This is a genomic window from Herbidospora galbida (assembly GCF_005233835.1).
Taxonomy (GTDB): Bacteria; Actinomycetota; Actinomycetes; order Streptosporangiales; family Streptosporangiaceae; genus Herbidospora; species Herbidospora galbida.
Genome location: NZ_SZQA01000005.1, coordinates 83,322 through 107,861, shown reverse-complemented (window position 1 = coordinate 107,861; position 24,540 = coordinate 83,322). Strand labels below are relative to the sequence as shown.

Below are 24,540 nucleotides of genomic sequence, written 5' to 3'. Positions count from 1 at the left end.
GTGACCCGTTGACTCCGGTATGGGGCCGGGTCTAATTTCATCACATGATGAGTTCTGCTGAACCCGCGATAGCCGTCACCGGGCTGCGGGTCGTCCGGGGAGCCCGCGAGGTGCTCCACGGGTTGTCGTTCGAGGTGCCGAAGGGCCAGATCACCGGGCTGCTGGGCCCGAGCGGCTGCGGTAAGACCACGCTGATCCGATCGATCGTGGGCGTGCAGGTCGTCGCCGGGGGCGAGGTGACCGTGCTGGGGCGTCCGGCGGGGTCGGCCGAGCTGCGCCGGCTCATCGGCTACTCCACCCAGAACCCGGCGATCTACCGCGATCTGTCGGTCGTGGAGAACCTCCGCTACTTCGCCGCCGTGCTCGGCGCGCCGAAGACCGACCCGGCCCGCGTCCTCCGGGAGGTCGGCCTGGAAGGGCACGCCGACCAGCTGGGCGGCACCCTGTCGGGCGGCCAGCTCAGCCGGGCCAGCCTGGCGGTCTCGCTGCTCGGCTCGCCGCAGCTCCTCGTGCTCGACGAACCGACCGTCGGGCTCGACCCGGTGTTACGCAAGGAGCTGTGGGAGCTGTTCGGCGGCCTGGCCGAGCGGGGCGTGACGATCCTGGTCTCCAGTCACGTCATGGACGAGGCCGCCCGCTGCCAGCGCCTGATCATGCTGCGCGACGGCGACATCCTCGCCGACGACAGCCCCGAGGGCCTGCGCGCCCGCACCGACACCGCCGACCTGGAGCAGGCCTTCCTGCGCCTCATCGAAGAGAGGCAGCCGGCATGATCACGCTCGCCACGGCCCGCCGGATCCTGGCCCAGCTCCGCAACGACCACCGCACGGTCGCCCTCATGGTGCTGGTCCCGAGCCTGATCATGATCCTGCTCTACTACGTGATCGACAACGGGCCGGTCTTCGCCCAGTGGGCCCCCGCGCTGCTGTCGATCTTCCCCTTCCTGGTGATGTTCCTGGTCACCTCCATCGCCACCCTCCGCGAGCGCACCTCCGGCACGCTGGAGCGGCTGATGGCCTCCCCGCTGCGCCAGCTCGACCTCCTCCTCGGGTACGGCCTGGCCTTCGGCGCCGCCGCCGTCCTCCAGGTGGCCCTGGCGCTGACGGTCTCGCTGACCTGGCTCGGGCTCGACCTGCGGGGAGAGCTGTGGGCGCTGGTCCTGGTCGCCCTGCTCAACTCGCTCCTGGGCACCGCGCTCGGCCTGTTCTGCAGCGCGTTCGCCCGCTCGGAGTTCCAGGCGGTCCAGTTCATGCCGCTGGTGATGGTCCCGCAGCTCCTCCTCGGCGGGATCATCGTGCCGCGCGACCAGATGGCGACCGTGCTGGAGTGGATCTCCAACGTGCTGCCGATGTCCTACGCCCTGGAGGCCATGAAGCTGGCGGTCATGACCGGCGACCTGGGCTCCGACTTCTGGCGCGACATCGCCGTGGTGGCCGGATCGGTCCTGCTGGCGCTGGTTCTGGGGGCCGCGACGCTGAAGAGGCGCACCCCGTAAACTGCCACGCATGATCGCGATCCTGGGCACCGGCAAGATGGGTGAGGCTCTGCTCTCCGGCCTGGTCCGGGCAGGGCGGGCGGCTGACCAGATCATGGTCACCACCCGCCGGCCCGACCGGGCCAAGGCGCTCACCGAGACCTACGGCGTCAGGGTCGTCACCAACCTCGAGGCGGCCGAGCAGGCCGACGCGCTCATCCTGGCGGTCAAGCCGCAGGACATGGGGACCCTGCTCCGCGAGATCGCCCCCGTGGTGCCCTCCGACAAGCTGGTCATCTCGGTCGCGGCGGGCATCACCACCGACTTCGTGCAGGCCCGGCTGGGCGGCCCGATCCCGGTCGTCCGGGTGATGTCGAACACCCCGGTGCTGGTCGACGAGGCGATGAGCGTGATCTCGGCCGGGGCGCACGCCAAGGAAGAGCACCTCAAGCTGACCGAAGACCTGCTCCAGCCGGTCGGCAAGGTGCTGCGCATCCCCGAGTCGCAGCAAGACGGCGCGACCGCGCTGAGCGGCTCGGGTCCCGCCTACTTCTTCTACCTGGTCGAGGCCATGGTCGACGCGGGCATCCTGCTCGGCATGCCGAGGGCGGCCGCCCTCGACATGGTCAAGCAGTCGATCGTGGGCGCGGCGATCATGCTGCGCGACTCGGGGGAGCACCCGGTGATCCTGCGCGAGGCCGTCACCTCTCCGGGCGGCACGACCATCGCGGCCATCGCCGAACTGGAGCGCCACCGCGTCCGCGCCGCCTTCCTCGACGCGATCGAGGCGGCGCGCGACCGCAGCCGTGAGCTCGGCGGCACGAACAAGTAGCCCTCGCTACCCGCTGTGACCAGGCGAAAAGGGTTTATTGGTTAGGAAGCTTTCCTTATAGGCTGGGGCGAGTGGTCGTACTCTCCCCGGCGCGCCTGTGGACGCGTGACTTCTCCCTCTACTTCGTCGGCCGGGCCGTCGCCCTCATGGGCGACGCGATGTTGCCGGTGGCGGTGACGCTCGGCGTCCTCGGCATCTACGGCCCCGTCGGGGTCGGCGTCGTGCTCGCGGCCTGGATGGCGGCCTTCGGCGGGCTCGTCCTGTTCGGCGGGGTGCTGGCCGACTGGTTCACCGCCCGGCGCATGATGATCTTCGCGGACGTCCTCCGCGTCGCCACCCAGCTGACCATCGCGGTGACGTTCTTCACCGGCCAGCCCCCGCTGTGGCTCCTGATCACGATGTCGTTCCTGAGCGGCCTCGGGGCGGCGCTCTTCCAGCCCGGCGTGAACAGCATGATCCCGCAGATCGCCGCCGACCCCCAGCGCGCCAACGCGACCCTGCGGGTGGCCGACGCGGTCGCCCGCCTCATCGGCCCCGGCATCGCCGGCGCCATCGTCCTGCTCGGCGGACCGGGCGTCGTCTACGCCATCAACGCCGGAACCTTCCTGGTCAGCGCCCTCTGCCTGCTGGCGATGCGGGTGCGGCTGACCAAGACCGAGGCGACCTCGCTGGTCAGCGACCTGCGGGAGGGCTGGGCCGAGTTCCGGTCCCGTACGTGGATGTGGTCGGTCATCCTGGTCTGGGCGGTCTACGGGATCGTCCTGTTCGGCCCGATGTGGCCGGTCGGCGCCCAGGTCATCTCCGAGGCCAACGGCGACGCGGCCTATGTCATGGCCATCACGGGCGAGGGCCTCGGCAGCATCCTCGGCGGCCTGGTGGCCATGCGCTACCGGCCCGCCCGCCCGCTGTTCTCGGGCGCCCTGGCGATGATCGCCTTCATGGCCATGCCGCTGGTGGTGGCCCTGGCCGCCCCGATCCCGGTGATCGTCATCGGCTTCACCCTGGCGGGCGCGGCCTGGGCCTTCTGGTCGGTGATGTGGGCGACCAGCGTCCAGACCCAGGTCCCGGGCGAGGTGCTCAACCGCGTCACCGCCTACGAGGTGGCCGGCTCGGTGCTGAGCATCCCGATCGGCCAGTCCCTCGGCCCGGTCGTCGGCGAGGCGATCGGCGCGCAGACGGTCATCTGGGCCGGCTTCGTCGCGGGCCTGGCCGGGATCGGCGTGCTGCTGTCGATCCGCCCGGTCAGGAACCTGCGCGCCGTAGGCCGCTGAGATCCACGGAGTGGGTCAGCTCCGTCTCCACCTCGTCGAGGGCCTGCGCCACGGTCATGCCTATGACCGGCAGGCACAGATGGTCGTAGCGGGCTAACTCGGGGATCGACACGGGCGCATCCTACGATGGGCGGTTGTGGTGATCCGGCGTGGTATCCCCCTGTTGGCGCTTCTCCTCGCGTTATCCGCCTGTACGGCGGAGGAGGCGCCCGTCGTCCAGACCGCGGCTGTGGCGCGGGCGCCCGTCAGTGAGGTGGTGGAGGCCCCGGCGACCGTTGGGGCGCGGGCCACCGCGAGCCTCACCTCTCCCGCGGCCGGGACGGTCGCCAAGCTCTACGTCTCCGACGGCGACACCGTGAAGAAGGGCGAGATCCTCGCCCGTATCAGCGCGCCGCAGGCCCGCGACCGGCTGAAAGAGGCCAAGAAGGCCGACCGGCAGGCGGCCCGGCCGGTTTCCTTCGGGGGCGCGCCGAGCGTGCCCGCCCTGAAACTCCCCACGGGCGTCGACGCCCACGTACGGAAGTCGTTCGCGCAGGCCCGGCGGGCCGCGCGCAAGGTCGAGGACAAGGCCATCCGCAGGCACCTGCTGTCGGCCATCGACCTGGCCGAGCAGCAGCACAGGTCGCAGCAGAAGGCGCTGAACGGGATCGTCGGCGGTCTCAACCGGATGCTCGGCTCGTTCACCGGCCAGCTGGGCGCGGGCATGAGCGGGCTCTCGTCGTCGATGAGCTCCCTGCAGGCGGCCTCGCGCAGCCAGACCCGCGCCGCCGTGAAGGCCGCCGAAGACACCGTCAAGGGCCTCACGATCAAGGCGCCCTTCGGCGGGGTCGTCACTCTGGGCGGTGGTGGCGGGTCGGCCGCCCCTGCGCTGCCCGACCTGTCGCAGCTCGTCTCCGGCGGCGGCGTCCCGGCGCAGTCGGGCGGCAGTTCGGCCGGCACGATCGCCGAAGGGGTCCCGGTCGGCCAGGGGGAGGCCCTGCTGACCGTCACCGACGTCTCCGAGCTGAACCTGCGGGCCGACGTCGACGAGACCGACGTGCTGCTCGTCAAGGACGGCACCCGCGCAGAGGTCGAGTTCGACGCCGTGCCCGGCGCGATCTACACGGCCGAGGTCACCGGCGTGGGGGTCACGCCCCAGGAGGGCGCGACGGGCGGCGTCAGCTATCCGGTACGCCTCTCGCTCGCCGAAGGCCGGTTCGACGACGGCTCCGAGGCGCCCGACCCCAAACCCGGCATGAGCGCGGTCGTCCGCATGATCGTCAAGGAGTCGCCCGAGGCCGTCGCGGTCCCGGCGGCGGCCGTGGTGACCAGCGGGCGCGACGCCGTCGTCTGGGCCGTCGTCGGCGGCAGGGCCGAACGCCGGACCGTCCGCCTCGGGGCCGAGGGCGACGCCTTCGTCGAGGTCGTCGACGGGATCAAGGTCGGCGACCGGGTCATCACGCGCGGCGCCGACGGCGTGCGTCAGGGGCAGGAGATCCGGTGACGGCGTTCGAGGCGGCCGGGTTGACGAGGTCGTACCAACTCGAAGGCGTGACCGTGGACGCGCTGCGCGGTGTCGACCTGACCATCGGCGACGGCGAGTTCGCCGCGATCCTCGGGCCGTCGGGGTCGGGGAAGTCGACCCTGATGCACCTGCTCGGCTGTCTCGACCGGCCCACCTCCGGGGTGCTGAAGGTGGGCGGCGTCGACGTCTCGACCCTCGACGACACCAAGCTCGCCGAGCTGCGCAACCAGATGATCGGCTTCGTCTTCCAGTCGTTCCACCTGCTCGCCCGCACCAGCGCCCTCGACAACGTCGCCCTGCCGCTCGTCTACCGAGGAGTGGCCAAGGCCGACCGGCGCAAGCGCGCGAGGGCCGCGCTGGAGGCCGTCGGCCTGGCCCACCGGCTCGACCACCGGCCCTCGCAGATGTCCGGCGGCGAGCAGCAGCGGGTCGCCATCGCCCGCGCGCTCGTCGGCGACCCCCAGGTGGTCTTGGCCGACGAGCCGACCGGCAACCTCGACACCCGCAACGGCGAGGAGGTCATGGGCCTGCTCGAACGCCTCAACGCCGACCAGGGGGTGGCGATCGTGCTGGTCACCCACGAACCCGAGGTCGCGAACCGGGCCCGCAGGCAGATCCACGTCAGAGACGGCCTGATCGAGCGGGACGTCGCGTGAGGACCGCCGAGGCCTTCCGGATGGCCCTCGAAGCGCTGCGGGTCAACCGGCTGCGCAGCGCCCTTACCATGCTCGGCGTGATCATCGGGGTGTCGGCCGTGGTGATCCTGGTCGCCATCGGCACCGGCGCGAAAGACGCCATCGAAGACGAGATCTCCGGTCTCGGCTCCAACATCATCCTGGTTGTGCCGGGCCAGCTGAACTTCCAGGCCGCCCCCACGCAGAGCCGCCTCGACCTCGGCGACGTCAACTACGTCCGCAGAGTGGTCGGCGACCCGAGCCGGGTCACCGTCTCGGTCCAGTCGGGCGAGAACATCCGCGTCGGCCGCAACGAGGCGTTCGTGACCGTCGTCGGCACCGACGAGAACATCCCCAACGTCTTCGAACGCCCCCTGAAGCGAGGCCGCTACCTCACCGAGACCGACATCGACACCCGTCGCCGGGTCGCCGTCCTGGGCTCCGAGGTGTCGCAGCAGCTCTTCGGCGACCTCGACCCGGTGGGGAGACAGGCCACGATCGCCGGGGTGCGCTTCCGGGTCGTCGGCGTGTACGAGAAGGTCGGCGCGACCTTCGGGGTCGCGAGAGACCGGGAGACCCACATCCCGGTCACCACGGCCCAGCGGCTCCTAGGAGTCGAAAGGGTCAACGGCATCGCCATCGGCGCCTCCGGCCCCGACGTGATCGACTCCCTCGGCCAGAAGGTCGTGGACGCCCTGACCGCCCGCTACCCCGACGAGAAGTTCTCCGCCGTCACCCAGACCCAGCTCCTCGGCACGATCGGCACCGTCCTCGGCATGCTGACGGGGGTACTGGCCGCCATCGCCGGCATCTCGCTGCTGGTCGGCGGGGTCGGGGTGTCGAACATCATGCTGGTCAGCGTCCGCGAACGGACCAAGGAGATCGGCCTGCGCAAGGCCCTGGGCGCCCGCCAGCGCGACGTCCTCGGCCAGTTCCTCATCGAGGCCGTGCTGCTGACGACGATCGGCGGCACCATCGGCATCGCCCTCGGCGTAGGCGGCTCCCTCCTGATCGAGGCGCTCTCTCCCGTACCTGCCTCGATCACCCTCTGGTCGATCTTGCTGGCCTTCGGCGTCTCGGCCGTCGTGGGCGTCTTCTTCGGCGTCGCCCCCGCCCGCCGCGCCGGGCGCCTAGACCCGGTGGTGGCACTCCGCGCCGAGTGACCGTGCGGTAATTTGCTGGCTATGAGCGACTTCGCGCGTGGCGCCTGCGGACCCGTGCGGGTCGTCTGGGACGACGCCCTGACGTCGTACGACTTCGGTCCCCACCATCCCCTCGCGCCGGTGCGGGTCGAGTTGACCATGGCGCTGGCGCGGGAGCTCGGCGTGCTCGACGCGGTCGAGATCGTGCCCTGTGAGCCGGCCACCGACGACGACCTCGCGAGCGTGCACAAGCGCGACTACATCGAAGCCGTCAAGCAGGTCTCGCGCGACGGGCGGCCCGATCTGCGGGCGGGGCTGGGCACGAGTGACAACCCCGCCTTCGTCGGCGTCCACGAGGCCTCCGCCCTGATCGCCGGGGCGACGCTGGAGGCCGTGAAGCAGGTCCACCAGGGCGGCGCGATGCACGCGCTGAACGTCGCCGGGGGGCTCCACCACGCCATGCCCGCCACGGCCAGCGGCTTCTGCGTCTACAACGACCCGGCCGTCGCCATCGCCTGGCTGCTGGCCCAGGGGGTCGAGAAGATCGCCTACGTCGACGTCGACGTCCACCACGGCGACGGCGTGCAGGCCATGTTCTTCGACGACCCCCGGGTGCTGACGATCAGCCTCCACGAATCGCCCCGCACCCTCTTCCCCGGCACTGGCTTCGCCGAGGAGACCGGCGCCGAGGGGACGGCGGTGAACGTGCCGCTCCCGGCCGGCTGCGGCGACGCGGGCTGGCTGCGGGCCTTCCACGCGGTCGTGCCGCCGCTGCTGCGCGAGTTCGCCCCCGACTTCCTGGTCACCCAGCACGGCTGCGACTCCCACGCCCTCGACCCGCTGGCCCACCTGATGCTCTCGCTCGACGGGCAGCGGACGGCGTACCGGGAACTGCACAAGCTGGCCCACGAGACGGCCGGCGGGCGGTGGCTCGCCACCGGCGGCGGGGGATACGAGCTGGTCCAGGTGGTGCCGAGGGCCTGGACCCACCTGATCGCCGAGGCCGCCGGGGCTCCCGTCGAGCCCGACACCGCCACCCCCGAGGCGTGGCGCGAGTTCGTCCGGGCGCGGACCGGCGAGCTGCCGCCGCTCACGATGACCGACGGCCGCACGCCCGAATATCGGCCCATCTCCGAGGGTTACGACCCGGCCGATCCGATCGACCGCGCGATTATGGCCACCCGGAACGCCGTCTTCCCCTACCACGGTCTGGATCCACTGCCATGACGCGAGCAGAGCTCATCGACCACCTCGTCCGCACCCGCATCGCCGGTGACGTCGCCACGAGCCGTGAGAACAACCTCGACCACTACCGGTCGCTCGCGGTGCGCGACCCCCACTACATGTTCGGGCTGACCTTCGAGGGCGCCTGGACCTACCGCGACGTCCTCGATCTGATGGCCAAGTCGGCGGGCGTGGTGGCCGATCCGGGCCACCGGTCGGGCCAGGACACGATCGACCCTGAGCGGACCGTCGCGGCCCTCGACGCGATGGGCGACCGGATCGCGGTGGCGCTGCGGCGCCCGAACCCCAAGATGATCATCGCCACGGGGCACCCGACCGGGCTGATGGTCGTTCACATGGCTATCGCTCGTTTCGTCGTGACTCAGGGGGCGACTCTGCTTACTCCGGCGGAAGGGTGGACGTACCTTCCCGGTTCGTTCGGCCGCCGGCGCTCGATCCGCTACATCGACGACGTCGCCCTCCTCGACGACGGCGGTGCCCTTGTGCACACGCACGACTCCGCTCCGATGCGGAAGATGCTCGAAGAACAGAGACCGGATTTCGTCGTCGCCGACCACGGCTGGGCAGGCGCGGCCGGAGAGGCCGGCGTCGAGACGGTCGGGTTCGCCGACTGCAACGATCCGGCCCTTTTCGTGGGAGAAGCCGAGGGGAAGATCGCGGTCACCGTCCCCCTGGATGACAACGTGCTGCCCCGTTATTACGGACCGTTGACCGACTACCTGCTCCGACGTGTGGCGGCCGGCCTTTAGGGGCGTCCCTTTTGGGGGGTTTCACGCCCGCTTTTGCACTGGTGTGTCGACCGGTTGCCAACTTTTTAGTGATCCTGGGCGACTCTAATGTGAGAGAAGTTGGTCCGTTCCAAGATCAAGGCGAGGGGCACGGTCCGGCTGCTGGCCAGCGTTTTTCGGTGTTTCTCGGGCAAGATCCCCCGATGGCTGATGAAATGGGGGGTTTGCCTCAATGAAGTCCCGACTTACGCTGACAGCAGTACACGTGCGTGAGCAATGGCACCAGTGGGGATAACCCGGAAACACGTGCGGAAGAGGCGTCCGATGGGTGCAGGCGAAAGACCTCTCAGCGAGGTGAAGTTCCTGACGGTGGCAGAAGTGGCCACCGTCATGCGGGTGTCCAAGATGACGGTGTACCGGCTCGTGCACTCGGGCGAGTTGCCGGCCATCAGGGTAGGCCGGTCCTTCAGAGTGCCCGAACAGGCGGTGCACGACTATCTGAGGGACGCTTTCATCGAGGCTGGATGAAGTGACCTGTAGCGACTAGCGATACCAAGGGCAACGCGGGTCCCCCAGGGGAACGATCAACCATGGATCGCCGGTAGGCTGTTGTGCCGGTGTGCGCTCGCGCACCGGTACGACGTCTATCTTCACCTGGGGGTCCCGTGGGCTCTGTGATCAAGAAGCGCCGCAAGCGCATGGCCAAGAAGAAGCACCGCAAGCTGCTCAAGAAGACCCGCATCCAGCGGCGTAACAAGAAGTAGCCCACCGCGGTCCCTGCGAGGAAGAGTCTATGAGTCCCGTGACCCGGACTGTCCTGGTCACCGGGATATCCCGGCACATCGGCGCTCGGCTGGCGAGCGTCCTCGCAGCCGACCCGGCCGTCAGCCGGGTCATCGGAGTCGACACGGTGCCGCCGACGTCGCTAACGCGTGATGGCGGCGCCCAACTCAACCCCCTGGGCCGCGTCGAGTTCGTCCGCGTCGACCTGCGCAGCCCCGACATCGCCCAGGTCATCGCGGCGGCCGACATCGACACGGTCGTCCACATGAGCCTGATGAGCGGGCCGGCCGGCAGTCGTCCGGCGATGAAAGAGCACAACGTCATCGGCACGATGCAGCTGCTCGCGGCCTGCCAGCGCTCCGAGACCGTGCGCCGGGTCGTCGTCCGTTCCACCACGGCCGTCTACGGCTCCTCGCCCACCGATCCCGCCGTCTTCACCGAAGACAGCGAGCCGGTGGAGGTCCCCCACACCGGCTACGGCAAGGACGCCTCCGAGGTCGAGGGCTACGTCCGCGGCTACGCGCGGCGGCGGCCCGACGTGGTGACGACGACCCTGCGGTTCGCGAACTTCATCGGGCCCAAGGTCGACTCTCCGCTGACGCGCTATTTTCGCGCGCCGCTGCGGCCGACCGTGCTCGGCTTCGACCCGCGGCTCCAGTTCGTCCACGAAGACGACGGGGTCGAGGTGCTCAGGTTGGCCGCGCTCGATGATCATCCCGGCGTCTTCAACGTCGCCGGCGACGGCGTGCTGCTGCTGTCGCAGTGCCTGCGGCGGGCCGGGCGGTTCTGGGTGCCGGTGCCGGCCCCGGCGTTCCGGTTCCTGGGCGAGGGCGCCCGCGCGCTCGGACGCATGGATTTCACGCCCGACCAGCTCGCCCTGATGAGCCACGGCCGGGTGGTCGACTCGGGCCGGCTGGCCGAGGAGTTCGGCTGGGTGCCCAAGTTCACCACCGCGTCGGCGTTCGACGACTTCCTGCAGACCCGGGGCGCGCGGTGAACGCCGAGGAGCTGCTCACCTTCGCCGCCCGCCGTCTTTCGGGCCGCTACGAGGTCGACGAGTTCGGCTACGACGCGGAGCTCAACGACAAGGTCCTCCTCGAACTGCTGCGCCCGCTCTACCGCCACTGGTTCCGCGTCGAGACCATCGGCCTGCACAACCTGCCGCCCGACGGCGCCCTCGTGGTCGCCAACCACTCGGGCACTCTCCCCGTCGACGCCCTGATGCTGCAGGTCGCCCTCCACGACGAGGCCGGGCGGGCGGTCCGGCTGCTCGGCGCCGACCTCGTCCACCGGCTGCCGCTGCTCGGCCACCTGTCCCGCAAGACCGGCCACACCCTGGCCTGCAAAGAAGACGCCGACCGGCTGCTGCGCAAGGGCGAGCTCGTCGGGGTCTTCCCCGAGGGCTTCAAGGGGATCGGCAAGCCCTGGTCCCAGCGCTACAAGCTTCAGCGGTTCGGCCGGGGCGGGTTCGTCGCCTCCGCGATCAGGGCCGGGGTGCCGATCGTGCCGTGCTCGATCGTCGGGGCCGAGGAGATCTACCCGAAGATCGGCGACCTGCGGCTGCCGGCCCGCCTGCTTGGCCTGCCCTACCTGCCGATCACGCCGCTGTTCCCGTGGTTCGGGCCGCTCGGGCTGGTGCCGCTGCCGTCGAAGTGGCTGATCGAGTTCGGCGAGCCGATCAGATCTGACGAGGTCGACCCCGCCGAGGCCGACGATCCGATGGTCGTCTTCGAGCTCACCGACCAGGTCCGCGAGACGATCCAGCGCTCGCTCAACGCGCTGCGGCTGCGCCGCGGACCGGCGTTCTTCCTCTAGTGCTTCTTGTAGTGGCGTCGCAGGGCCAGGCCCGCCGCCACGCCGCCCGCGACCGCGCCCGCCGTGGCCGCGATGGGCAGCCCGATCATGGTCGCCTTGCGGGTGGTGCGGAAGTCGCGCACCTGCCAGCCCCGCTGGCGGGCGTGTTCGCGCAGCTCGGTGTCGGGGTTGATCGCGTAGGGGTGGCCGACCAGCGACAGCATGGGCAGGTCGTTGGCCGAGTCGCTGTAGGCCGAGCAGCGGGTCAGGTCGAGCCCCTCACGCCGGGCCAGCGCCCTGACGGCCTCCGCCTTGGCCGGGCCGTGCAGTAAATCGCCCACCAGATGGCCGGTGTAGGCGCCGTCTTTGGTCTCGGAGACGGTGCCGAGAGCGCCGGTCAGGCCGAGGCGGCGGGCGATGACGTGGGCGAGCTCCACCGGCGTCGCGGTGACCAGCCACACCCGCTGACCGGCGTCGAGGTGGGCCTGGGCCAGCGCCCGGGTGCCCGACCAGATGCGGTCGGCCATCACCTCGTCGTATATCTCCTCGCCGAGCAGGACGACCTCGTCGACCTTCAGCCCGGCGACGAACGCCAGCGCCATCTCCTTGGCCTTGGCGACGTGGTCGGGGTTCTCGTTGCCGCGGACCCGGAACATCGCCTGCCCGACGGCGAACTTGACCAGGTCGCCGGTGGTGAACAGGCCCCGGGCGGCCAGGCCCCGGGCGAAGTGGTAGATCGACGCCCCGCGGACCATGGTGTTGTCGACGTCGAAGAAGGCGGCGGCCGTCGGATCGGGCTCGGCGCTCGGGGCCGGCAACGCGGCCGCGGCCGCCACCTCGCCCGCGAGTTCCGCCGCTTCGCGCCGTCTCAGTAGCCGCTTCATAACCTCCGAGCTTAACCGCTGGGGTCCCGTCGCCCGGTTGCCCGCGCGTGAACAGCGCTAGTTGCCGGCGGGCCCGGCGTAGCCGTCGATGAGGCTGAGGTACTCGGTGGCGATCTCGCGGTTCTCGGCGTCGAGCTTCGGCACCATCTTCTCGACGACCTTCTTCTGCTCCCGGGCGAACCGGCGGACCTTCGCGGGCGGCTTGGTGGGCTGTTTCACCTTCTCCAGCGCGAGCCGCGTGGTGCTGTCCATGTCTTCCAGGGTCTGGCCGATCAGTTCCGCGCGGTCGGGCGTGGCGGCCTTCAGCAGTTCGGCGGCCTCGGCGGCGCGCGAGCGGGCCACCGTCATCTGCCGGTCGGCGCGCTCGGCCTCGCTGCGGGTAAGGGTCAGCAGCGTCGACTCGGCCGCCCGCTTCAGCGGGTAGAGCACCTCGCCCGGCCCGGCCGAGTAGGTCACCGCGGCCACCGACATGGTCGCCCCGACCATCGCGCCGAGGGCCAGCCACGGCCGCAGCCGCACCAGCAGGGGGACACGTCGGATGCGCGGCCGCGCATGGGCCGGCCCGGGGCGCCGCGGCGCGGCGCGTTCTTCCTGGTGTGTACGCAGCAACTCGGCCCGCAGCCCCTCGCGGAACTCGGCCCGGGGACCGGCGCCCTCGTGACCTGCGGCCTCACGGCGGCCGAGCTCCTCCAGACGGGCGGCGATACGCGCGGCACGCCGCGCACGCGGAAGACGCCACCACCCCATCGCCAGAGCTCCCGCTCGAAGATCCACCCACCCCTGCGAATGGTCCAACGACGACGCGTCGGAGGGGTTACGGGGCGTTTCTCAACTGAGATCTTTCGGGAGCGACCTGGCCAGCGCCTTGATGGCGCGGAACTGGAGGGCCTTGATCGCGCCGCTCTTCTTGCCCATCGCGGCGGCGGTCTCGGCGAGCGACATGCCGTACAGGAAACGCATGATCACGCACTCCTGCTGCTCGGGGCCGAGCTGCTGGACGGCGCGCATGACGTGCTCGTTCACCATGTTGGTGATCGCGGCGTTCTCGGGGATGTGGTGGCCGTCGAGCGGGGTGTCCAGGACCTCGGCGGTGGACACCTCAAGACGGCTGCGGCCCGACTTGTAGTGGTCGGTGATCAGGTTGCGGGCGATGGTCACGAGCCAGGCGCCGAAGTCGCGGCCCTGCCAGGTGAAGTCGGAGATGTTGCGCAGCGCGCGCAGGAACGTGTCACTCGTCAGGTCTTCGGCGAGGGGGTGGGAGCCCACGCGGAAGAAGACGTACCGGTAGACGAGGTCGACGTACCGGTCGTAGAGCTGCCCGAAGGCCTCGGTGTCGCCCGTCTTGGCGCGCAGCACCAGCGTGCGCATCTCGTCGAACTCGGGTGAGACCGCCTCGGGCGCGGACTGCAACGCTCCAGAGGTGACCGAAGGGGCCAGCCCGGCTAACGACCAACTGTTCAGCATCCGGATATCCCATGGGAGAGGGGAAGTCGGCGTGCTCGCCACTCTAGAAATCTCCCATAAATTACACAATGAGGGCTGTCTCTGTAATCCCTTCCGTAACGGACGCTTCCGACGAGTCCCGCTGGCTGGGCGTGTGGACAGGGACAGGCCATAGAGTTGGTCCGTCATGGAACTCGTTGTCGCAGTCATCGCGTTCGCGGGGGCGATCCTCGCCGCGGTCACCACAGGCGTCCTGGTCGGGCGGATCCGTGAGGAGTCCTCCGGCTGGCTCGTGGCGTGGGCGATCACCACGGTCTCGGTGTGCCTCGGGCTCGGCGCGGTCGCCGTCGGCACCCTTCTCGGGTTCGGCCCCCTGACTTTCCGCGTGTTCCAGATCGGCGGCGCGCTGCTGGCGCCGCTGTGGCTGGCCGGTGGACTGATCCAGCTGCTCGCCGAGTCGCGGTCCGCCCGGCTCGGCGGCTGGCTCCTGGGCGGCGGCCTGAGCTTCGTCGGCGTGGTCATCATGGCCCTCGACCCGGTGCAGAGCGGCTTCAACAAGACGCTGCCGATCGCCACCGAGAAGTGGGACATCCCGCCCGAGTGGCTGGCGCGCGGCGTCCACGTGCTCGACCTGGTGATCCTGTTCGTCGCGCTGATCGTGGCGCTGATCCGCATGCGTTCGGGCGACGACTACGACGCCGACAACATGAACGCCACCGTCGTGCTGGCCCCCATCGGCATGGCCGCGATCGGCTCCCAGCTCTTCCTGGTGCAGGGCATCTTCGTCGCGGCGCTGCTGGCCGCCATCCCCGGTGGCATCTGGTACGCCGTCAACCGCCCCCTCGCTCCCTACGACGACGAGGAGGAGCCGGCCCCGCAACAGGGCCCGCCGAGCGGCCCGATGCCGGTGCAGCCCCAGCAGCCGGTGTGGCAGGAGCAGAGCCTCGGCCGCCGCGTGGCCGGTATGCAGCAGCAGTCGATGGCCAGTCCGATGAGCGGGCCGATGAGCGCCCCCATGGGCGGTCCCATCGGCGGCCCGATGGGCGGCCCGCCGATGCCCACCACCGGTCCGCAGCCGGCGGTCCCGCCCGCTCCCCGCTCGGGCCTCGGCGACCTGGTCGCCGAATACCGCGCCGGCGAACAGCAGGGCGGCGGCTTCGACTACGCCTCCCGCATGCAGCCCCCGCCGCCGCAGCAGCAGCCGCCCAAGCCGCCGCTGCCCCCCGACTTCGGCGGCCCGGCGACCGGCACCCTCATGGCCGCCGACGCCTACAACCCCCAGGCCCCCGAATACGGCATGCCGGTGCCGCCCCCGACGGCCTCCACCGAGTTCCAGATGCCGAACACCGGGGTGCTCTACCCGGGCCAGGTCCAGGCCGCCCAGTCGATGGCCGCGGCGCAGGTCCCGGCGACGGCGACCGGTTCGGTCCGGCCCTCACCGACCATCTACGGCATGCTGACCGTCTTCACCCTGATGGACGGCGCCGGCGAGGCCTTCGACAAGCTCGCCGAAGACACCGTCGAGCAGGTGCTCCGCAACGAGCCCGACACGCTGCTGTTCGTCTGCCACGGCGTGAAGTCGGCCCCGCTCCAGCGGCTGGTCTACGAGCTCTACCGCGACCAGACGGCCTTCCACGACCACCAGCGCCAGGCCCACATGGAGCGGTTCGCCACCGAGCGTCAGCCGCTGGTGCTGGCCACGAATGTGATCGAACTCACGGTCAACGCCGCGAAGGTCGTGCCGCTGCCCACGACGTTCAAGATTTGAGGGCCTGCCGCAGCCGGTTCTCGTCGACCCGCCAGTAGTCGTGCTGCACTCCGTCGACGAGTGTGACGGGAATCATCTCCCAGTATTTCTCCAGGTCGGCGGGGTTCTGCGTGATGTCGCGCTCGTCCCATTCGACGCCGAGTTCGGCCGCGACGCGTTCGATGACGGCGCGGGCGTCGTCACACAGGTGGCAGCCGGGTTTGCCGAGGAGGGTGATGCGGTGAGCCATATGCCTACCGTATGGGGCGGATTCGGGACCGGTGGCCAGTCCTGACACCCTGGAAGCGAGCACGACAAGGGGGTCGCTCGACTTTGTGCATCACTTCACAAAGGCACTAACCTGGAAAGCGGCCCCGAAACCGATTCCCCCTCAGGAGTGCCGGCCTGTGATCCGCCGAACCCCGCAACAACCGCGTGAACGCGGCATCCCCGACGCGACCGTCGCCCGGCTGCCGCTCTACCTGCGCGCGTTGAACGGTTTGGCCGAGCGGGCCGTAGCCACAGTCAGTTCCGAGGATCTTGCGGTCGCGGCGGGGGTCAATTCCGCCAAACTCCGCAAAGATCTGTCGCATCTGGGATCTTATGGAACACGGGGCGTCGGCTACGACGTTCAGTACCTCATCTACCAGATCTCCCGCGAACTCGGCCTGACCCAGGACTGGGCGGTCGCGATCGTCGGAGTCGGAAACCTCGGCCGGGCCCTCGCCAACTACGGCGGGTTCGTCTCCCGGGGGTTCCGGGTGGCCGGGCTGCTCGACGCCGACCCGGAGGTCGTGGGCGACCACATCGCCGGTCTCGTCGTGGAGCACAGCGACGAACTGGAATCGGTGATCGCCAAGCGGGGGGTGTCGATCGTGGTCATCGCGACTCCGGCGACCGCCGCGCAGGCGGTCTGCGACCGGGTCATCGCGTCCGGAGTGACGAGTATCTTGAACTTCGCCCCCGTCGTGCTCACGGTTCCTGCGGGCGTCGACGTCCGCAAGGTCGATCTGTCCATCGAACTGCAGATCCTCGCGTTCCACGAGCAGCGCAAGGTGAATGGGGGGCCCGTAATGGGCGAGGAATGGGCGGGGGAGGTCTCATGAGTCTGCTGATCGTGGGGCTGAGCCACCGGAGCGCACCGGTCTCGGTGCTCGAACAGGTGACGATCTCCGGCGACGCCCTGGTGAAGCTCCTCCACGACGTGCGGCAGGACGCCCACGTCGCGGAGGCGATGGTGGTCTCCACGTGCAACCGGGTCGAGGTCTACGCCGAGGTCGACCGGTTCCACGGCGGGGTGTCGGCGATCACCACCCTGCTCGACCGCCACGCGGGGGCCGACCTGGCTCCCCATCTGTACGTCCACTACGAAGACCAGGCCGTACACCACCTGATGTCGGTGGCCTCCGGGCTCGACTCGATGGTGGTCGGCGAGGGCCAGATCCTCGGGCAGATCCGGGCCGCGCTGCGCCTGGCCCAGCAGGAGGACGCGGTCGGCTCGATCCTCAACGAGTTGGTCCAGCACGCCCTGCGGGTCGGCAAGCGGTCCCACAGCGAGACCGGCATCGACCGCGCGGGCGCCTCGCTCATCGGCGTGGGCATCACCCTGGCCGAGACCGTGCTCGGGCCCATCGAGGGCCGCCGGGCGCTGGTCGTCGGCGCGGGCTCGATGAGCGCGCTCACCGCCGCGACCCTCGCGCGGGCCGGGGTGACCGAGATCGTCATCGCCAACCGGACCTTCGAACGGGCCGAGCGGCTCGCCGAGACCGTCGGCGGCCGGGCCGTCCCGCTGTCGGAGATCGCCGCCGAACTGGCCACCGCCGACCTGGTCGTCACCTGCGTCGGCGCGGGCACCCGCGTGATCACCCCCGAGATGATCCCCGCCCGGCAGGTCCCCCTCTTCCTGCTCGACCTCGCGCTGCCCCACGACATCGACACCGCCGTCCGCGCGCTTCCCCAGGTCACCCTGGTCGACCTCGAAGACATGCAGCAGTCGGGCGCCGGGTCCGACGGCGGCCGGGCCGCCGACATCGCGGCCGTGCGCCGGATCGTGGCCGACGAGGTCACCGCTTATCTCAACTCCGCCCGCGCGGCCAAGGTGACGCCTACTGTGGTGGCGCTGCGCAGCCGCGCGGCCCAGGTGGTCGAGGCCGAACTCGGCCGGCTCCACTCCCGCATGCCCGACCTCGACGAGCGCCAGCGCGACGAAGTGGCACAGGCGGTCCGGCGGGTGGTAGACAAACTGCTCCACGAGCCGACTGTGCGTGTCAAGCAGCTCGCTGCGTCTCCGGCAGGCGATCATTATGCGGAGGCGCTGCGCGAGCTGTTCAACCTGGACCCGAAGGCGCCCGACGCCGTTTCCCGGATGGAGATCGAGCAGTGAACCTGAGGCTGGGCACCCGCAAGAGCCTGATGGCGACCACGCAGTCGCAGCAGGTGGCGGACCGGCTGACCGAGCTCACCGGCCGCGGCGTCGACCTCGTCGGGATCACCACCTTCGGCGACGTCTCCAAGGCCCAGCTCTCGCAGCTCGGGGGCACCGGCGTGTTCGTCAGCGAGCTGCGCGAGAAGCTGGCCGCCGACGAGATCGACTTCGCGGTCCACTCGCTCAAGGACCTGCCGACCACCCCCGACCCCCGGCTCGTCCTGGCCGCGATCCCGCTGCGCGACGACCCGCGCGACGCGCTCGTCGGCTCGCGCAAGCTCGCCGATCTGGCGCCCGGATCCCGCGTCGGCACCGGTTCGCCGCGCCGCATCGCCCAGCTCCGGCTGCTGCGCCCCGACCTCGACTACGTCCCGATCCGCGGCAACGCCGACACCCGGATCGGCAAGGTGACCTCCGGCGAGCTCGACGGCGTCGTACTGGCCGCGGCCGGCCTCGCCCGGCTCCGGCGCGACGACGAGATCGCCAACTTCTTCGACACCGACGAGATGCTGCCGGCCCCCGGCCAGGGCGCGCTCGCGGTGGAGTGCCGGGCCGACCGGCCCGAGCTGATCAAACTGCTGAGCACGCTCGACGACGCGCGCACCCGTGACGCCGTCATCGCCGAGCGTGCCGTTCTCGCGGCGCTGGAGGCGGGCTGTTCGGCCCCCGTCGGCGCCTATGCCGTCGATGACGGCCACACGCTCACCCTGACCGCCACCGTGGTGTCCATCGACGGCGCCGCGGCGGTGCGCAAGTCCACCACCGGACCCATCTCCTCGGCCATGGAACTCGGGCGAGAGCTCGCGGCCACCATGATCGCGGAGGGGGCCGGGCAATTGATGGGAGAGCAGGCCCATTGACCACATCAGAGCATCATGAGCATGGCATCGGGGGCTTCGTCGCCTTCGTAGGAGCTGGTCCCGGGGACGAGAACCTGCTGACGCTCCGGGGCGCCGATCTGCTGTCCAAGGCCGACGTCGTGGTCGTCGACCGCGAGTCGTACGGCCAGCTGCTGCGGCACTGCCGGGCCGGCGTCGACGTGCGCGACGTCGCGGCCGACCCCGACGCGCTGTCCGGCGCGGTGGGCGCGGCCAAGGCCGGGAAGCTGGTCGTCCGGGTGTGCCCGGGTGACCCGTCGTTCTTCTCCTCGGTGTCCGAGGAGGTCGCGGCCTGTTCGCAGGACGAGGTCGACTTCGAGATCGTGCCCGGCGTGCCGCCGGCGACGGCGGTGCTGACCTACGCGGGCATCCCGCCGGCGTCGTCCGGGCCGGAGTTCCGGATCGTCGACGCGAGCCAGATCGACGACTGGTCCAAGCACGCCTCGGTCGAGGGCACGCTGGTGATCTACAACGGGGTCGCCGAGGCGCCCGCGATCGGCAAGGCGCTGATCGCCGCGGGCCTGCCCGACTACACCCCGGTCGCGGTGACCAGCGACGGCACCACCACCGAGCAGTACACCGTGGTCTCCTCGCTGGGCCGTCTCGGGCCCGACCTGAAGCACGCCGGGATGACCGAACCGGCGCTCATCGTGGTCGGCGACGCCGTCGGCCAGCGTGAGAAGCACTCGTGGTTCGAGACCAAGCCGCTCTTCGGTTGGCGCGTTCTCGTGCCGCGTACCAAAGAACAGGCCGCGGGCCTGTCGGAGCAGCTGCGGAGCTACGGCGCGGTGCCCGAAGAGGTGCCGACGATCTCCGTCGAGCCGCCCCGCACACCCCAGCAGATGGACCGCGCCATCAAGGGCCTGGTCACCGGCCGCTACGAGTGGGTGGCATTCACCAGCGCCAACGCGGTCAAGGCCGTACGCGAGAAGTTCGACGAATACGGCCTCGACGCCCGCGCCTTCGCCGGGCTGAAGGTGGCCGCCGTCGGCGAGGCGACCGCCAAGGCCCTGGTGGAGTTCGGGGTCAAGCCCGACCTGCTGCCGACGGGCGAGCAGTCGTCCGAGGGGCTGCTGGAGGAGTGGCCGCCTTACGACTCGATGCTCGACCCGATCAACCGGGTGCTGCTCCCGAGGGCCGACATCGCCACCGACACCCTGGTGGCGGGCCTGACCGAGCTCGGCTGGGAGTGCGACGACGTGACGGCCTACCGGACCGTCCGGGCCGCGCCGCCGCCCGAGGAGATCCGCAACGCCATCAAGAGCGGCGGCTTCGACGCCGTCCTGTTCACCTCGTCCTCGACGGTGCGCAACCTCGTCGGCATCGCCGGCAAGCCGCACAACGTCACGGTGATCGCGGTCATCGGGCCGCAGACCGCCAAGACGGCCGAGGAGTTCAACCTGCGCGTCGACGTGATGGCCGACAAACCGTCGGCCTCGGCGCTGGCCGCCGCACTGGCGGAGTATGGTGCCAAGCAGCGCCAGGCGGCCGTCTCCGCCGGCGAGATCCCGCGCCGCCCCTCGCAGACCCGAAGGGGTGCCCGGCGACGTCCCAAGTGACCTCAGAAGGTGGTTTTCGCATGAGTGCCGAGTTCCCGGTCGCCCGCCCACGACGGCTGCGCCGGACCGTTCCGCTGCGCCGGATGGTGGCCGGGACCCGGCTGCACCCGGCCGAGCTGATCCTGCCGATGTTCGTCAAGGAGGGCATCGCCGAGCCGGCTCCGGTGGGGTCGATGCCCGGGGTCGTCCAGCACACGCGCGAGAGCCTCCGCAAGGCCGCCCACGAGGCCGCTGAGGCCGGCGTGGGCGGCGTCATCCTGTTCGGCATCCCGGCCGTCAAGGACGGCCGGGGCTCCGGCGCCGACGACCCCGAGGGGATCGTCCAGCTGGCCCTCGCCGACCTGCGTGCGGACCTCGGCGACGACTTGGTGGTCATGGCCGACACCTGTCTCGACGAGTACACCGACCACGGCCACTGCGGCATCCTGACCGAGTCGGGCGAGGTCGACAACGACCTGACCCTGGAGCGCTACGCCGCCGCGGCGGTCGCCCAGGCCCGCGCCGGCGCCCAGGTGATCGCGCCCAGCGGCATGATGGACGGCCAGGTCGGCGCGATCCGCACCGCCCTCGACGCCGACGGCCACGCCGAGATCCCGATTCTCGGCTACTCGGTCAAGTACGCCTCCGCCTTCTACGGCCCCTTCCGCGACGCCGCCGAGTGCGCCCCCCAGTTCGGCGACCGCAGCGCCTACCAGCAAGACCCGGCGGGTCCGATCGGCGAGGCGCTGCGCGAGGTCAGGCTCGACCTGGCCGAGGGCGCCGACGCCGTCATGGTCAAGCCCGCCATGGCCTACCTCGACATCATTCACCAGGTCAGAGAGCTGGTCGACGTCCCGGTGGCCGCCTACCAGGTGTCGGGCGAGTACGCCATGGTCGAGGCCGCCGCCGCCAACGGCTGGATCGACCGCGACCGCGTGATCATGGAATCGCTGATCGCGATCCGCCGCGCGGGAGCCGACATGATCTTGACCTACTGGGCCACGGAGGTGGCGCGGCGGCTGGGCTAAAACCGGGTTTCCCGGGGTCGCCCTGCGAAGATCCGGTTGGTCCGGGCATTATCGGGGGCAACAGCCCGTTTTTTCTCTGTGGGGGAGGAACAGCATCTGATGGTCGGGGTCCCGCTCGCTCGTCGTTCGAAACGCCGCGCGCACCGAATACCGCACCGGCTCGAAGCGGTGGTCGAATACGCCCGGCTGGGCTGGGCGAGCTGTCTGGGGGCTCATCCGCTGCGCGAGGGGCAACGGGCGTGCTCGTGTGACCGTGTGGGCTGTCCAGATCCGGGCGCCCATCCGCTGTCGCCGGCCTGGCGCATGCAGGCCACGACCGACACGGCGCAGCTCACCCGGTGGTGGGAGCAGGAGCCAGAGGCGAATGTGATCCTGCCCACCGGACGGGTGTTCGACGTGTTCGACGTCCCGGCCGAGCTCGGGATGACCGCCCTGACCTCGATGGAGTCTCCAGGCCCGGTTGCCGCAAGCGGCGACCGGGTTCTTTTTTTCGTGGCCACGCGCGGCAACCCCGAAGACGAGGACGAGTGGTGGACCTCGTCCATCGACCACGCTCCGGAGACGATCGAGTCCAATCCGGGGCTCCGCTGGCACTGCCGCGACTCCTACGTCATGGCGCCGCCGTCGTCGCTGGTCGGCGGGGGAACGGTGCGATGGCTCCGGGCGCCTGACGGGCGTCCGCTGCCCGATCCGCTGCGCGTGCTGGACGTGCTCGCCGACTAGGCTCGTTGGCCGTGAGTCGTACCGACAAATCAGCGGCCCTGTTCGCGCGGGCCAAGGAGATCGTGCCGGGTGGGGTCAACTCGCCGGTCCGGGCGTTCAACTCGGTGGGGGGCACGCCCCGCTTCATGGCGTCCGGGCAGGGGCCCCACATCACCGACGCCGACGGGAACACCTACGTCGACCTGGTCTGCTCGTGGGGGCCGATGATCCTGGGCCACCGTCACCCGGCGGTGGTCGAGGCGGTCACCGAGGCGATGTCGGGCGGGTTCTCCTTCGGCACGGCGACCGAGGGCGAGGTGCTGCTGGCCGAGGAGATCGTCTCCCGGGTGGCGCCGGTCGAGAAGCTCCGCCTGGTCAGCTCGGGCACCGAGGCCACCATGAGCGCGGTACGGCTGGCCCGCGGCTTCACCGGCCGCTCGAAGATCGTCAAGTTCGCCGGCTGCTACCACGGCCACGTCGACGCCCTGCTGGCCTCGGCCGGGTCGGGCGTGGTGACGTTCGGCCTGCCCGACACTCCTGGCGTGACGGGCGCGGCGGCGGCCGACACACTGGTGCTGCCCTACAACGACCTGGCGGCGGTCGAAGAGGCGTTCACGCTTCACGAGATCGCCGCGGTGATCACCGAGGCGTGCCCGGCGAACATGGGCGTGGTGCCGCCCGCCGAGGGGTTCAACCGGCGGCTCAAGGAGCTCTGCGCGGCCAACGGCGCGCTGCTCATCGTCGACGAGGTGCTGACCGGCTTCCGGGTCTCGGCCGAGGGGTGGTACGGCCTCGACCCGGTGGACGCCGACCTGATGACCTTCGGCAAGGTCATGGGCGGCGGGCTGCCCGCCGCCGCGTTCGGCGGACGGGCCGACGTGATGGCCCGGCTGGCCCCGGAGGGCCCGGTCTACCAGGCGGGCACCCTGTCGGGTAACCCGCTGGCCTGTGCAGCCGGTCTGGCGACTCTGCGGAACTGTGACGCCGACGTCTACGCGAAGGTCGACGCGGCCGCCCTGGCCATCGGCGACGCCGCGTCCGGCGCGCTGGCGGCCGAAGGTGTCGCGCACCGGCTCCAGCGAGCCGGCAACCTGTTCTCGATCTTCTTCACCGAGGGGCCGGTGACCGACTTCGCGTCGGCGAAGACCCAGAACACGGCCGTGTTCACCGCGTTCTTCCACGCGATGCTCGACCAGGGCGTCTATCTTCCCCCGTCGGCCTTCGAGGCCTGGTTCCTGTCGTCGGCCCATGACGACGGAGCGCTGTCGAAGGTCGTCGATGCTCTTCCGATCGCGGCCAAGGCCGCGGCCCAGGCTGCTGGTTAGGCGCCCCGGGTGCGGTTCTTGGCGCGCGACTGGCGAGCGTTGGTGGCCAGCGTCTCCAGGTAGGAGACACGGGCGACAGCGGACTGCTTCGTGAAGAGGTTGTTGATGATTCGCATGTCTTCATGATGCAACGCTTAATAGTTGAGGACAAGCGAGATTTTCTTGGGTGGACGGTTTAGACTAGCTACATGTTGGACTTGCACCGTCTGAAGGCCCTGCACGCGGTCGCCACCTATGGCTCGGTCGGCGCCGCGGCCGAAGCGCTGATGGTCACCCCCTCGGCGATCTCCCAGCAGCTGGCGAAGCTGGAGAAGGAGACCGGCGCGGTGCTCGTCGAGCGCAACGGCCGCGGCGTGAAGCTCACCGACGCCGCCGGGCTGCTCGCCGAGCACGCCGAGAAGATCCTCGCCCTGGTCGAGACGGCCGAGGCCGACTTCGAGGCGCTGCGCGGGGCGGTGGTCGGGCGGCTGTCGATCGCGGCCTTCCCGACGGCCGCGCGCGGCATCTTCCCCGCCGCGCTGAAGTTGCTCAACGAGCAGCACCCCGACCTGGGCATGCTGTTCTGGGAGCGCGAGCCCGAACGGCAGATGCGGGAGGTCACCCGGGGCGAGATCGACCTGGCGGTGGTGCAGGACTGGCTGAACCGCCCGATGGCCATCCCCGAAGGGCTGTCGCGGGCCGCCCTGCTCGACGACGTCGCCGACATCGCCGTGCCTGCCGACCACCCGCTGGCCGACCGGCGCGAGATCTCCCTGTCGGAGCTGCCCGACGACCGGTGGATCACCTCGGCGCCGGGCACGGTCTGCCACGACTTCCTGCTGTTCTTGGTGCGGTCGGCGGGCAAGGAGCCCGACATCGTCTGCATGGCCGACGAATACCCGACCCAGCTCGCGCTGGTCGCGGGCGGCCACGGCCACGCGCTGATCCCCCGGCTCGGGCGCGGCGTCCTGCCCGAGGGGGTCCGGGCGATCCCGATCCTGCCCCGGCCGACCCGCCGGATCTACGCCCTGTGGCGTACCGACGCGGCCCGCCGGCCGGCGATCCGGGCCGCCGTTGACGCGCTGCGCACGGTCTGCGCGCAACTGGAAACCACCCTTCGGCTTGCCTGACGCCGTCTCGTCAT

The 24,540-nt window shown here is 70.5% G+C and carries 26 protein-coding genes; 22 read left to right on the top strand and 4 right to left on the bottom strand.

The features are described 5' to 3' along the window. The first annotated feature begins 44 nt into the window (after nucleotides 1-44). The 13 genes from FDA94_RS07915 (at nucleotide 45) to FDA94_RS07855 (ending at nucleotide 11,468) form a co-directional block, all read left to right on the top strand. Nucleotides 45-773: an ABC transporter ATP-binding protein gene (locus tag FDA94_RS07915; protein ID WP_137246376.1), complete on the top strand. Its 729-nt coding sequence runs from the start codon at nucleotides 45-47 to the stop codon at nucleotides 771-773. Next, on the top strand, nucleotides 770-1,495 hold the full coding sequence (locus tag FDA94_RS07910) for an ABC transporter permease (protein WP_137246375.1): 726 nt from the start codon (nucleotides 770-772) through the stop codon (nucleotides 1,493-1,495). Before FDA94_RS07915 ends, FDA94_RS07910 begins: the two co-directional genes overlap by 4 nt. Nucleotides 1,496-1,505: 10 nt before the next feature. Continuing rightward, complete coding sequence (gene proC / locus FDA94_RS07905; RefSeq protein ID WP_170990827.1) at nucleotides 1,506-2,306, top strand: pyrroline-5-carboxylate reductase; 801 nt, start codon at nucleotides 1,506-1,508, stop codon at nucleotides 2,304-2,306. A 71-nt stretch (nucleotides 2,307-2,377) separates the two neighbouring features. Further along, nucleotides 2,378-3,577 (top strand): MFS transporter, encoded by a 1,200-nt coding sequence (locus tag FDA94_RS07900; protein WP_246059626.1) that lies wholly within the window; start codon nucleotides 2,378-2,380, stop codon nucleotides 3,575-3,577. Nucleotides 3,578-3,740: 163 nt separating this feature from the next. After that, a complete protein-coding gene (locus FDA94_RS07895; RefSeq protein ID WP_137246373.1) occupies nucleotides 3,741-5,060 on the top strand; it encodes an efflux RND transporter periplasmic adaptor subunit in 1,320 nt (439 codons plus the stop codon). Next, complete coding sequence (locus FDA94_RS07890; protein ID WP_137246372.1) at nucleotides 5,057-5,737, top strand: ABC transporter ATP-binding protein; 681 nt, start codon at nucleotides 5,057-5,059, stop codon at nucleotides 5,735-5,737. The genes FDA94_RS07895 and FDA94_RS07890 overlap by 4 nt, the downstream gene beginning before the upstream one ends. Further along, complete coding sequence (locus FDA94_RS07885) at nucleotides 5,734-6,918, top strand: ABC transporter permease (protein WP_137246371.1); 1,185 nt, start codon at nucleotides 5,734-5,736, stop codon at nucleotides 6,916-6,918. The genes FDA94_RS07890 and FDA94_RS07885 overlap by 4 nt, the downstream gene beginning before the upstream one ends. A 21-nt stretch (nucleotides 6,919-6,939) precedes the next feature. Beyond that, complete coding sequence (locus tag FDA94_RS07880; RefSeq protein WP_137246370.1) at nucleotides 6,940-8,124, top strand: acetoin utilization protein AcuC; 1,185 nt, start codon at nucleotides 6,940-6,942, stop codon at nucleotides 8,122-8,124. After that, the gene (locus tag FDA94_RS07875) at nucleotides 8,121-8,891 is read left to right on the top strand and encodes a phosphatase (RefSeq protein WP_137246369.1); all 771 of its coding nucleotides are present in this window, start codon (nucleotides 8,121-8,123) and stop codon (nucleotides 8,889-8,891) included. Before FDA94_RS07880 ends, FDA94_RS07875 begins: the two co-directional genes overlap by 4 nt. Nucleotides 8,892-9,194: 303 nt before the next feature. Next, nucleotides 9,195-9,398 carry a helix-turn-helix domain-containing protein gene (locus FDA94_RS07870; RefSeq protein ID WP_030456159.1) on the top strand — a complete coding sequence of 68 codons (204 nt, stop codon included), beginning with the start codon at nucleotides 9,195-9,197 and terminating at the stop codon, nucleotides 9,396-9,398. Between the two features lie 137 nt (nucleotides 9,399-9,535). After that, nucleotides 9,536-9,634 (top strand): 30S ribosomal protein bS22, encoded by a 99-nt coding sequence (locus FDA94_RS07865; protein WP_018654693.1) that lies wholly within the window; start codon nucleotides 9,536-9,538, stop codon nucleotides 9,632-9,634. Nucleotides 9,635-9,663: 29 nt separating this feature from the next. Further along, entirely contained in the window at nucleotides 9,664-10,650 is a 987-nt protein-coding gene (locus FDA94_RS07860) for an NAD-dependent epimerase/dehydratase family protein (protein WP_170990826.1), read from the top strand. Next, nucleotides 10,647-11,468, top strand: coding sequence for a lysophospholipid acyltransferase family protein (locus tag FDA94_RS07855; RefSeq protein WP_246059624.1), 822 nt, complete (start codon nucleotides 10,647-10,649; stop codon nucleotides 11,466-11,468). Before FDA94_RS07860 ends, FDA94_RS07855 begins: the two co-directional genes overlap by 4 nt. On the opposite strand, the gene FDA94_RS07850 is transcribed toward FDA94_RS07855, so the two are convergent. From FDA94_RS07850 to FDA94_RS07840, 3 genes are all read right to left on the bottom strand, one after another. Then, nucleotides 11,465-12,331 (bottom strand): HAD family hydrolase, encoded by an 867-nt coding sequence (locus FDA94_RS07850; protein ID WP_137246368.1) that lies wholly within the window; start codon nucleotides 12,329-12,331, stop codon nucleotides 11,465-11,467. The genes FDA94_RS07855 and FDA94_RS07850 overlap by 4 nt on opposite strands. A 57-nt stretch (nucleotides 12,332-12,388) precedes the next feature. After that, nucleotides 12,389-13,078 carry a DUF5667 domain-containing protein gene (locus tag FDA94_RS07845; protein ID WP_137246367.1) on the bottom strand — a complete coding sequence of 230 codons (690 nt, stop codon included), beginning with the start codon at nucleotides 13,076-13,078 and terminating at the stop codon, nucleotides 12,389-12,391. A gap of 81 nt (nucleotides 13,079-13,159) precedes the next feature. After that, a complete protein-coding gene (locus tag FDA94_RS07840) occupies nucleotides 13,160-13,795 on the bottom strand; it encodes a sigma-70 family RNA polymerase sigma factor (protein WP_137246366.1) in 636 nt (211 codons plus the stop codon). Nucleotides 13,796-13,961: 166 nt separating this feature from the next. On the opposite strand from FDA94_RS07840, the gene FDA94_RS07835 reads away from it, so the two are divergent. Next, a complete protein-coding gene (locus FDA94_RS07835; RefSeq protein WP_137246365.1) occupies nucleotides 13,962-15,542 on the top strand; it encodes a putative quinol monooxygenase in 1,581 nt (526 codons plus the stop codon). Here FDA94_RS07835 and FDA94_RS07830 read toward each other — a convergent pair. Next, nucleotides 15,532-15,771, bottom strand: a complete 240-nt coding sequence (locus tag FDA94_RS07830) for a glutaredoxin family protein (protein ID WP_137246364.1) — start codon at nucleotides 15,769-15,771, stop codon at nucleotides 15,532-15,534. The genes FDA94_RS07835 and FDA94_RS07830 overlap by 11 nt on opposite strands. A 157-nt stretch (nucleotides 15,772-15,928) precedes the next feature. Between FDA94_RS07830 and FDA94_RS07825 the strand changes: the two genes are divergently transcribed. The 8 genes from FDA94_RS07825 to FDA94_RS07790 all read left to right on the top strand — a co-directional run bounded on the left by FDA94_RS07825 (nucleotide 15,929) and on the right by FDA94_RS07790 (nucleotide 24,526). Next, a complete protein-coding gene (locus tag FDA94_RS07825) occupies nucleotides 15,929-16,627 on the top strand; it encodes a redox-sensing transcriptional repressor Rex (protein WP_030456151.1) in 699 nt (232 codons plus the stop codon). Further along, nucleotides 16,624-17,904 carry a glutamyl-tRNA reductase gene (locus FDA94_RS07820; protein WP_137246363.1) on the top strand — a complete coding sequence of 427 codons (1,281 nt, stop codon included), beginning with the start codon at nucleotides 16,624-16,626 and terminating at the stop codon, nucleotides 17,902-17,904. Before FDA94_RS07825 ends, FDA94_RS07820 begins: the two co-directional genes overlap by 4 nt. After that, nucleotides 17,901-18,806 (top strand): hydroxymethylbilane synthase, encoded by a 906-nt coding sequence (gene hemC, locus FDA94_RS07815; RefSeq protein WP_281286544.1) that lies wholly within the window; start codon nucleotides 17,901-17,903, stop codon nucleotides 18,804-18,806. The genes FDA94_RS07820 and hemC overlap by 4 nt, the downstream gene beginning before the upstream one ends. Beyond that, nucleotides 18,803-20,383, top strand: coding sequence for a bifunctional uroporphyrinogen-III C-methyltransferase/uroporphyrinogen-III synthase (locus FDA94_RS07810; RefSeq protein ID WP_170990825.1), 1,581 nt, complete (start codon nucleotides 18,803-18,805; stop codon nucleotides 20,381-20,383). The genes hemC and FDA94_RS07810 overlap by 4 nt, the downstream gene beginning before the upstream one ends. 20 nt (nucleotides 20,384-20,403) lie before the next feature. Next, nucleotides 20,404-21,390, top strand: coding sequence for a porphobilinogen synthase (hemB, locus tag FDA94_RS07805; protein ID WP_137246361.1), 987 nt, complete (start codon nucleotides 20,404-20,406; stop codon nucleotides 21,388-21,390). Nucleotides 21,391-21,489: 99 nt separating this feature from the next. Then, nucleotides 21,490-22,113 (top strand): bifunctional DNA primase/polymerase, encoded by a 624-nt coding sequence (locus FDA94_RS07800; protein ID WP_137246360.1) that lies wholly within the window; start codon nucleotides 21,490-21,492, stop codon nucleotides 22,111-22,113. An 11-nt stretch (nucleotides 22,114-22,124) separates the two neighbouring features. Then, on the top strand, nucleotides 22,125-23,417 hold the full coding sequence (hemL, locus tag FDA94_RS07795) for a glutamate-1-semialdehyde 2,1-aminomutase (RefSeq protein WP_137246359.1): 1,293 nt from the start codon (nucleotides 22,125-22,127) through the stop codon (nucleotides 23,415-23,417). 188 nt (nucleotides 23,418-23,605) lie between these two features. After that, complete coding sequence (locus tag FDA94_RS07790) at nucleotides 23,606-24,526, top strand: LysR family transcriptional regulator (RefSeq protein ID WP_137246358.1); 921 nt, start codon at nucleotides 23,606-23,608, stop codon at nucleotides 24,524-24,526. Nucleotides 24,527-24,540 lie beyond the last annotated feature (14 nt).

Coding starts and splice junctions, on each gene's coding strand:
- FDA94_RS07915 (WP_137246376.1), top strand. CDS start 45: ATGATGAGTTCTGCTGAACCCGCGATAGCCGTCACCGGGCTGCGGGTC.
- FDA94_RS07910 (WP_137246375.1), top strand. CDS start 770: ATGATCACGCTCGCCACGGCCCGCCGGATCCTGGCCCAGCTCCGCAAC.
- proC (WP_170990827.1), top strand. CDS start 1,506: ATGATCGCGATCCTGGGCACCGGCAAGATGGGTGAGGCTCTGCTCTCC.
- FDA94_RS07880 (WP_137246370.1), top strand. CDS start 6,940: ATGAGCGACTTCGCGCGTGGCGCCTGCGGACCCGTGCGGGTCGTCTGG.
- FDA94_RS07875 (WP_137246369.1), top strand. CDS start 8,121: ATGACGCGAGCAGAGCTCATCGACCACCTCGTCCGCACCCGCATCGCC.
- FDA94_RS07870 (WP_030456159.1), top strand. CDS start 9,195: ATGGGTGCAGGCGAAAGACCTCTCAGCGAGGTGAAGTTCCTGACGGTG.
- FDA94_RS07860 (WP_170990826.1), top strand. CDS start 9,664: ATGAGTCCCGTGACCCGGACTGTCCTGGTCACCGGGATATCCCGGCAC.
- FDA94_RS07850 (WP_137246368.1), bottom strand. CDS start 12,331: ATGAAGCGGCTACTGAGACGGCGCGAAGCGGCGGAACTCGCGGGCGAG.
- FDA94_RS07845 (WP_137246367.1), bottom strand. CDS start 13,078: ATGGGGTGGTGGCGTCTTCCGCGTGCGCGGCGTGCCGCGCGTATCGCC.
- FDA94_RS07840 (WP_137246366.1), bottom strand. CDS start 13,795: ATGCTGAACAGTTGGTCGTTAGCCGGGCTGGCCCCTTCGGTCACCTCT.
- FDA94_RS07835 (WP_137246365.1), top strand. CDS start 13,962: ATGGAACTCGTTGTCGCAGTCATCGCGTTCGCGGGGGCGATCCTCGCC.
- FDA94_RS07830 (WP_137246364.1), bottom strand. CDS start 15,771: ATGGCTCACCGCATCACCCTCCTCGGCAAACCCGGCTGCCACCTGTGT.
- FDA94_RS07820 (WP_137246363.1), top strand. CDS start 16,624: ATGAGTCTGCTGATCGTGGGGCTGAGCCACCGGAGCGCACCGGTCTCG.
- hemB (WP_137246361.1), top strand. CDS start 20,404: ATGAGTGCCGAGTTCCCGGTCGCCCGCCCACGACGGCTGCGCCGGACC.
- FDA94_RS07800 (WP_137246360.1), top strand. CDS start 21,490: ATGGTCGGGGTCCCGCTCGCTCGTCGTTCGAAACGCCGCGCGCACCGA.
- FDA94_RS07790 (WP_137246358.1), top strand. CDS start 23,606: ATGTTGGACTTGCACCGTCTGAAGGCCCTGCACGCGGTCGCCACCTAT.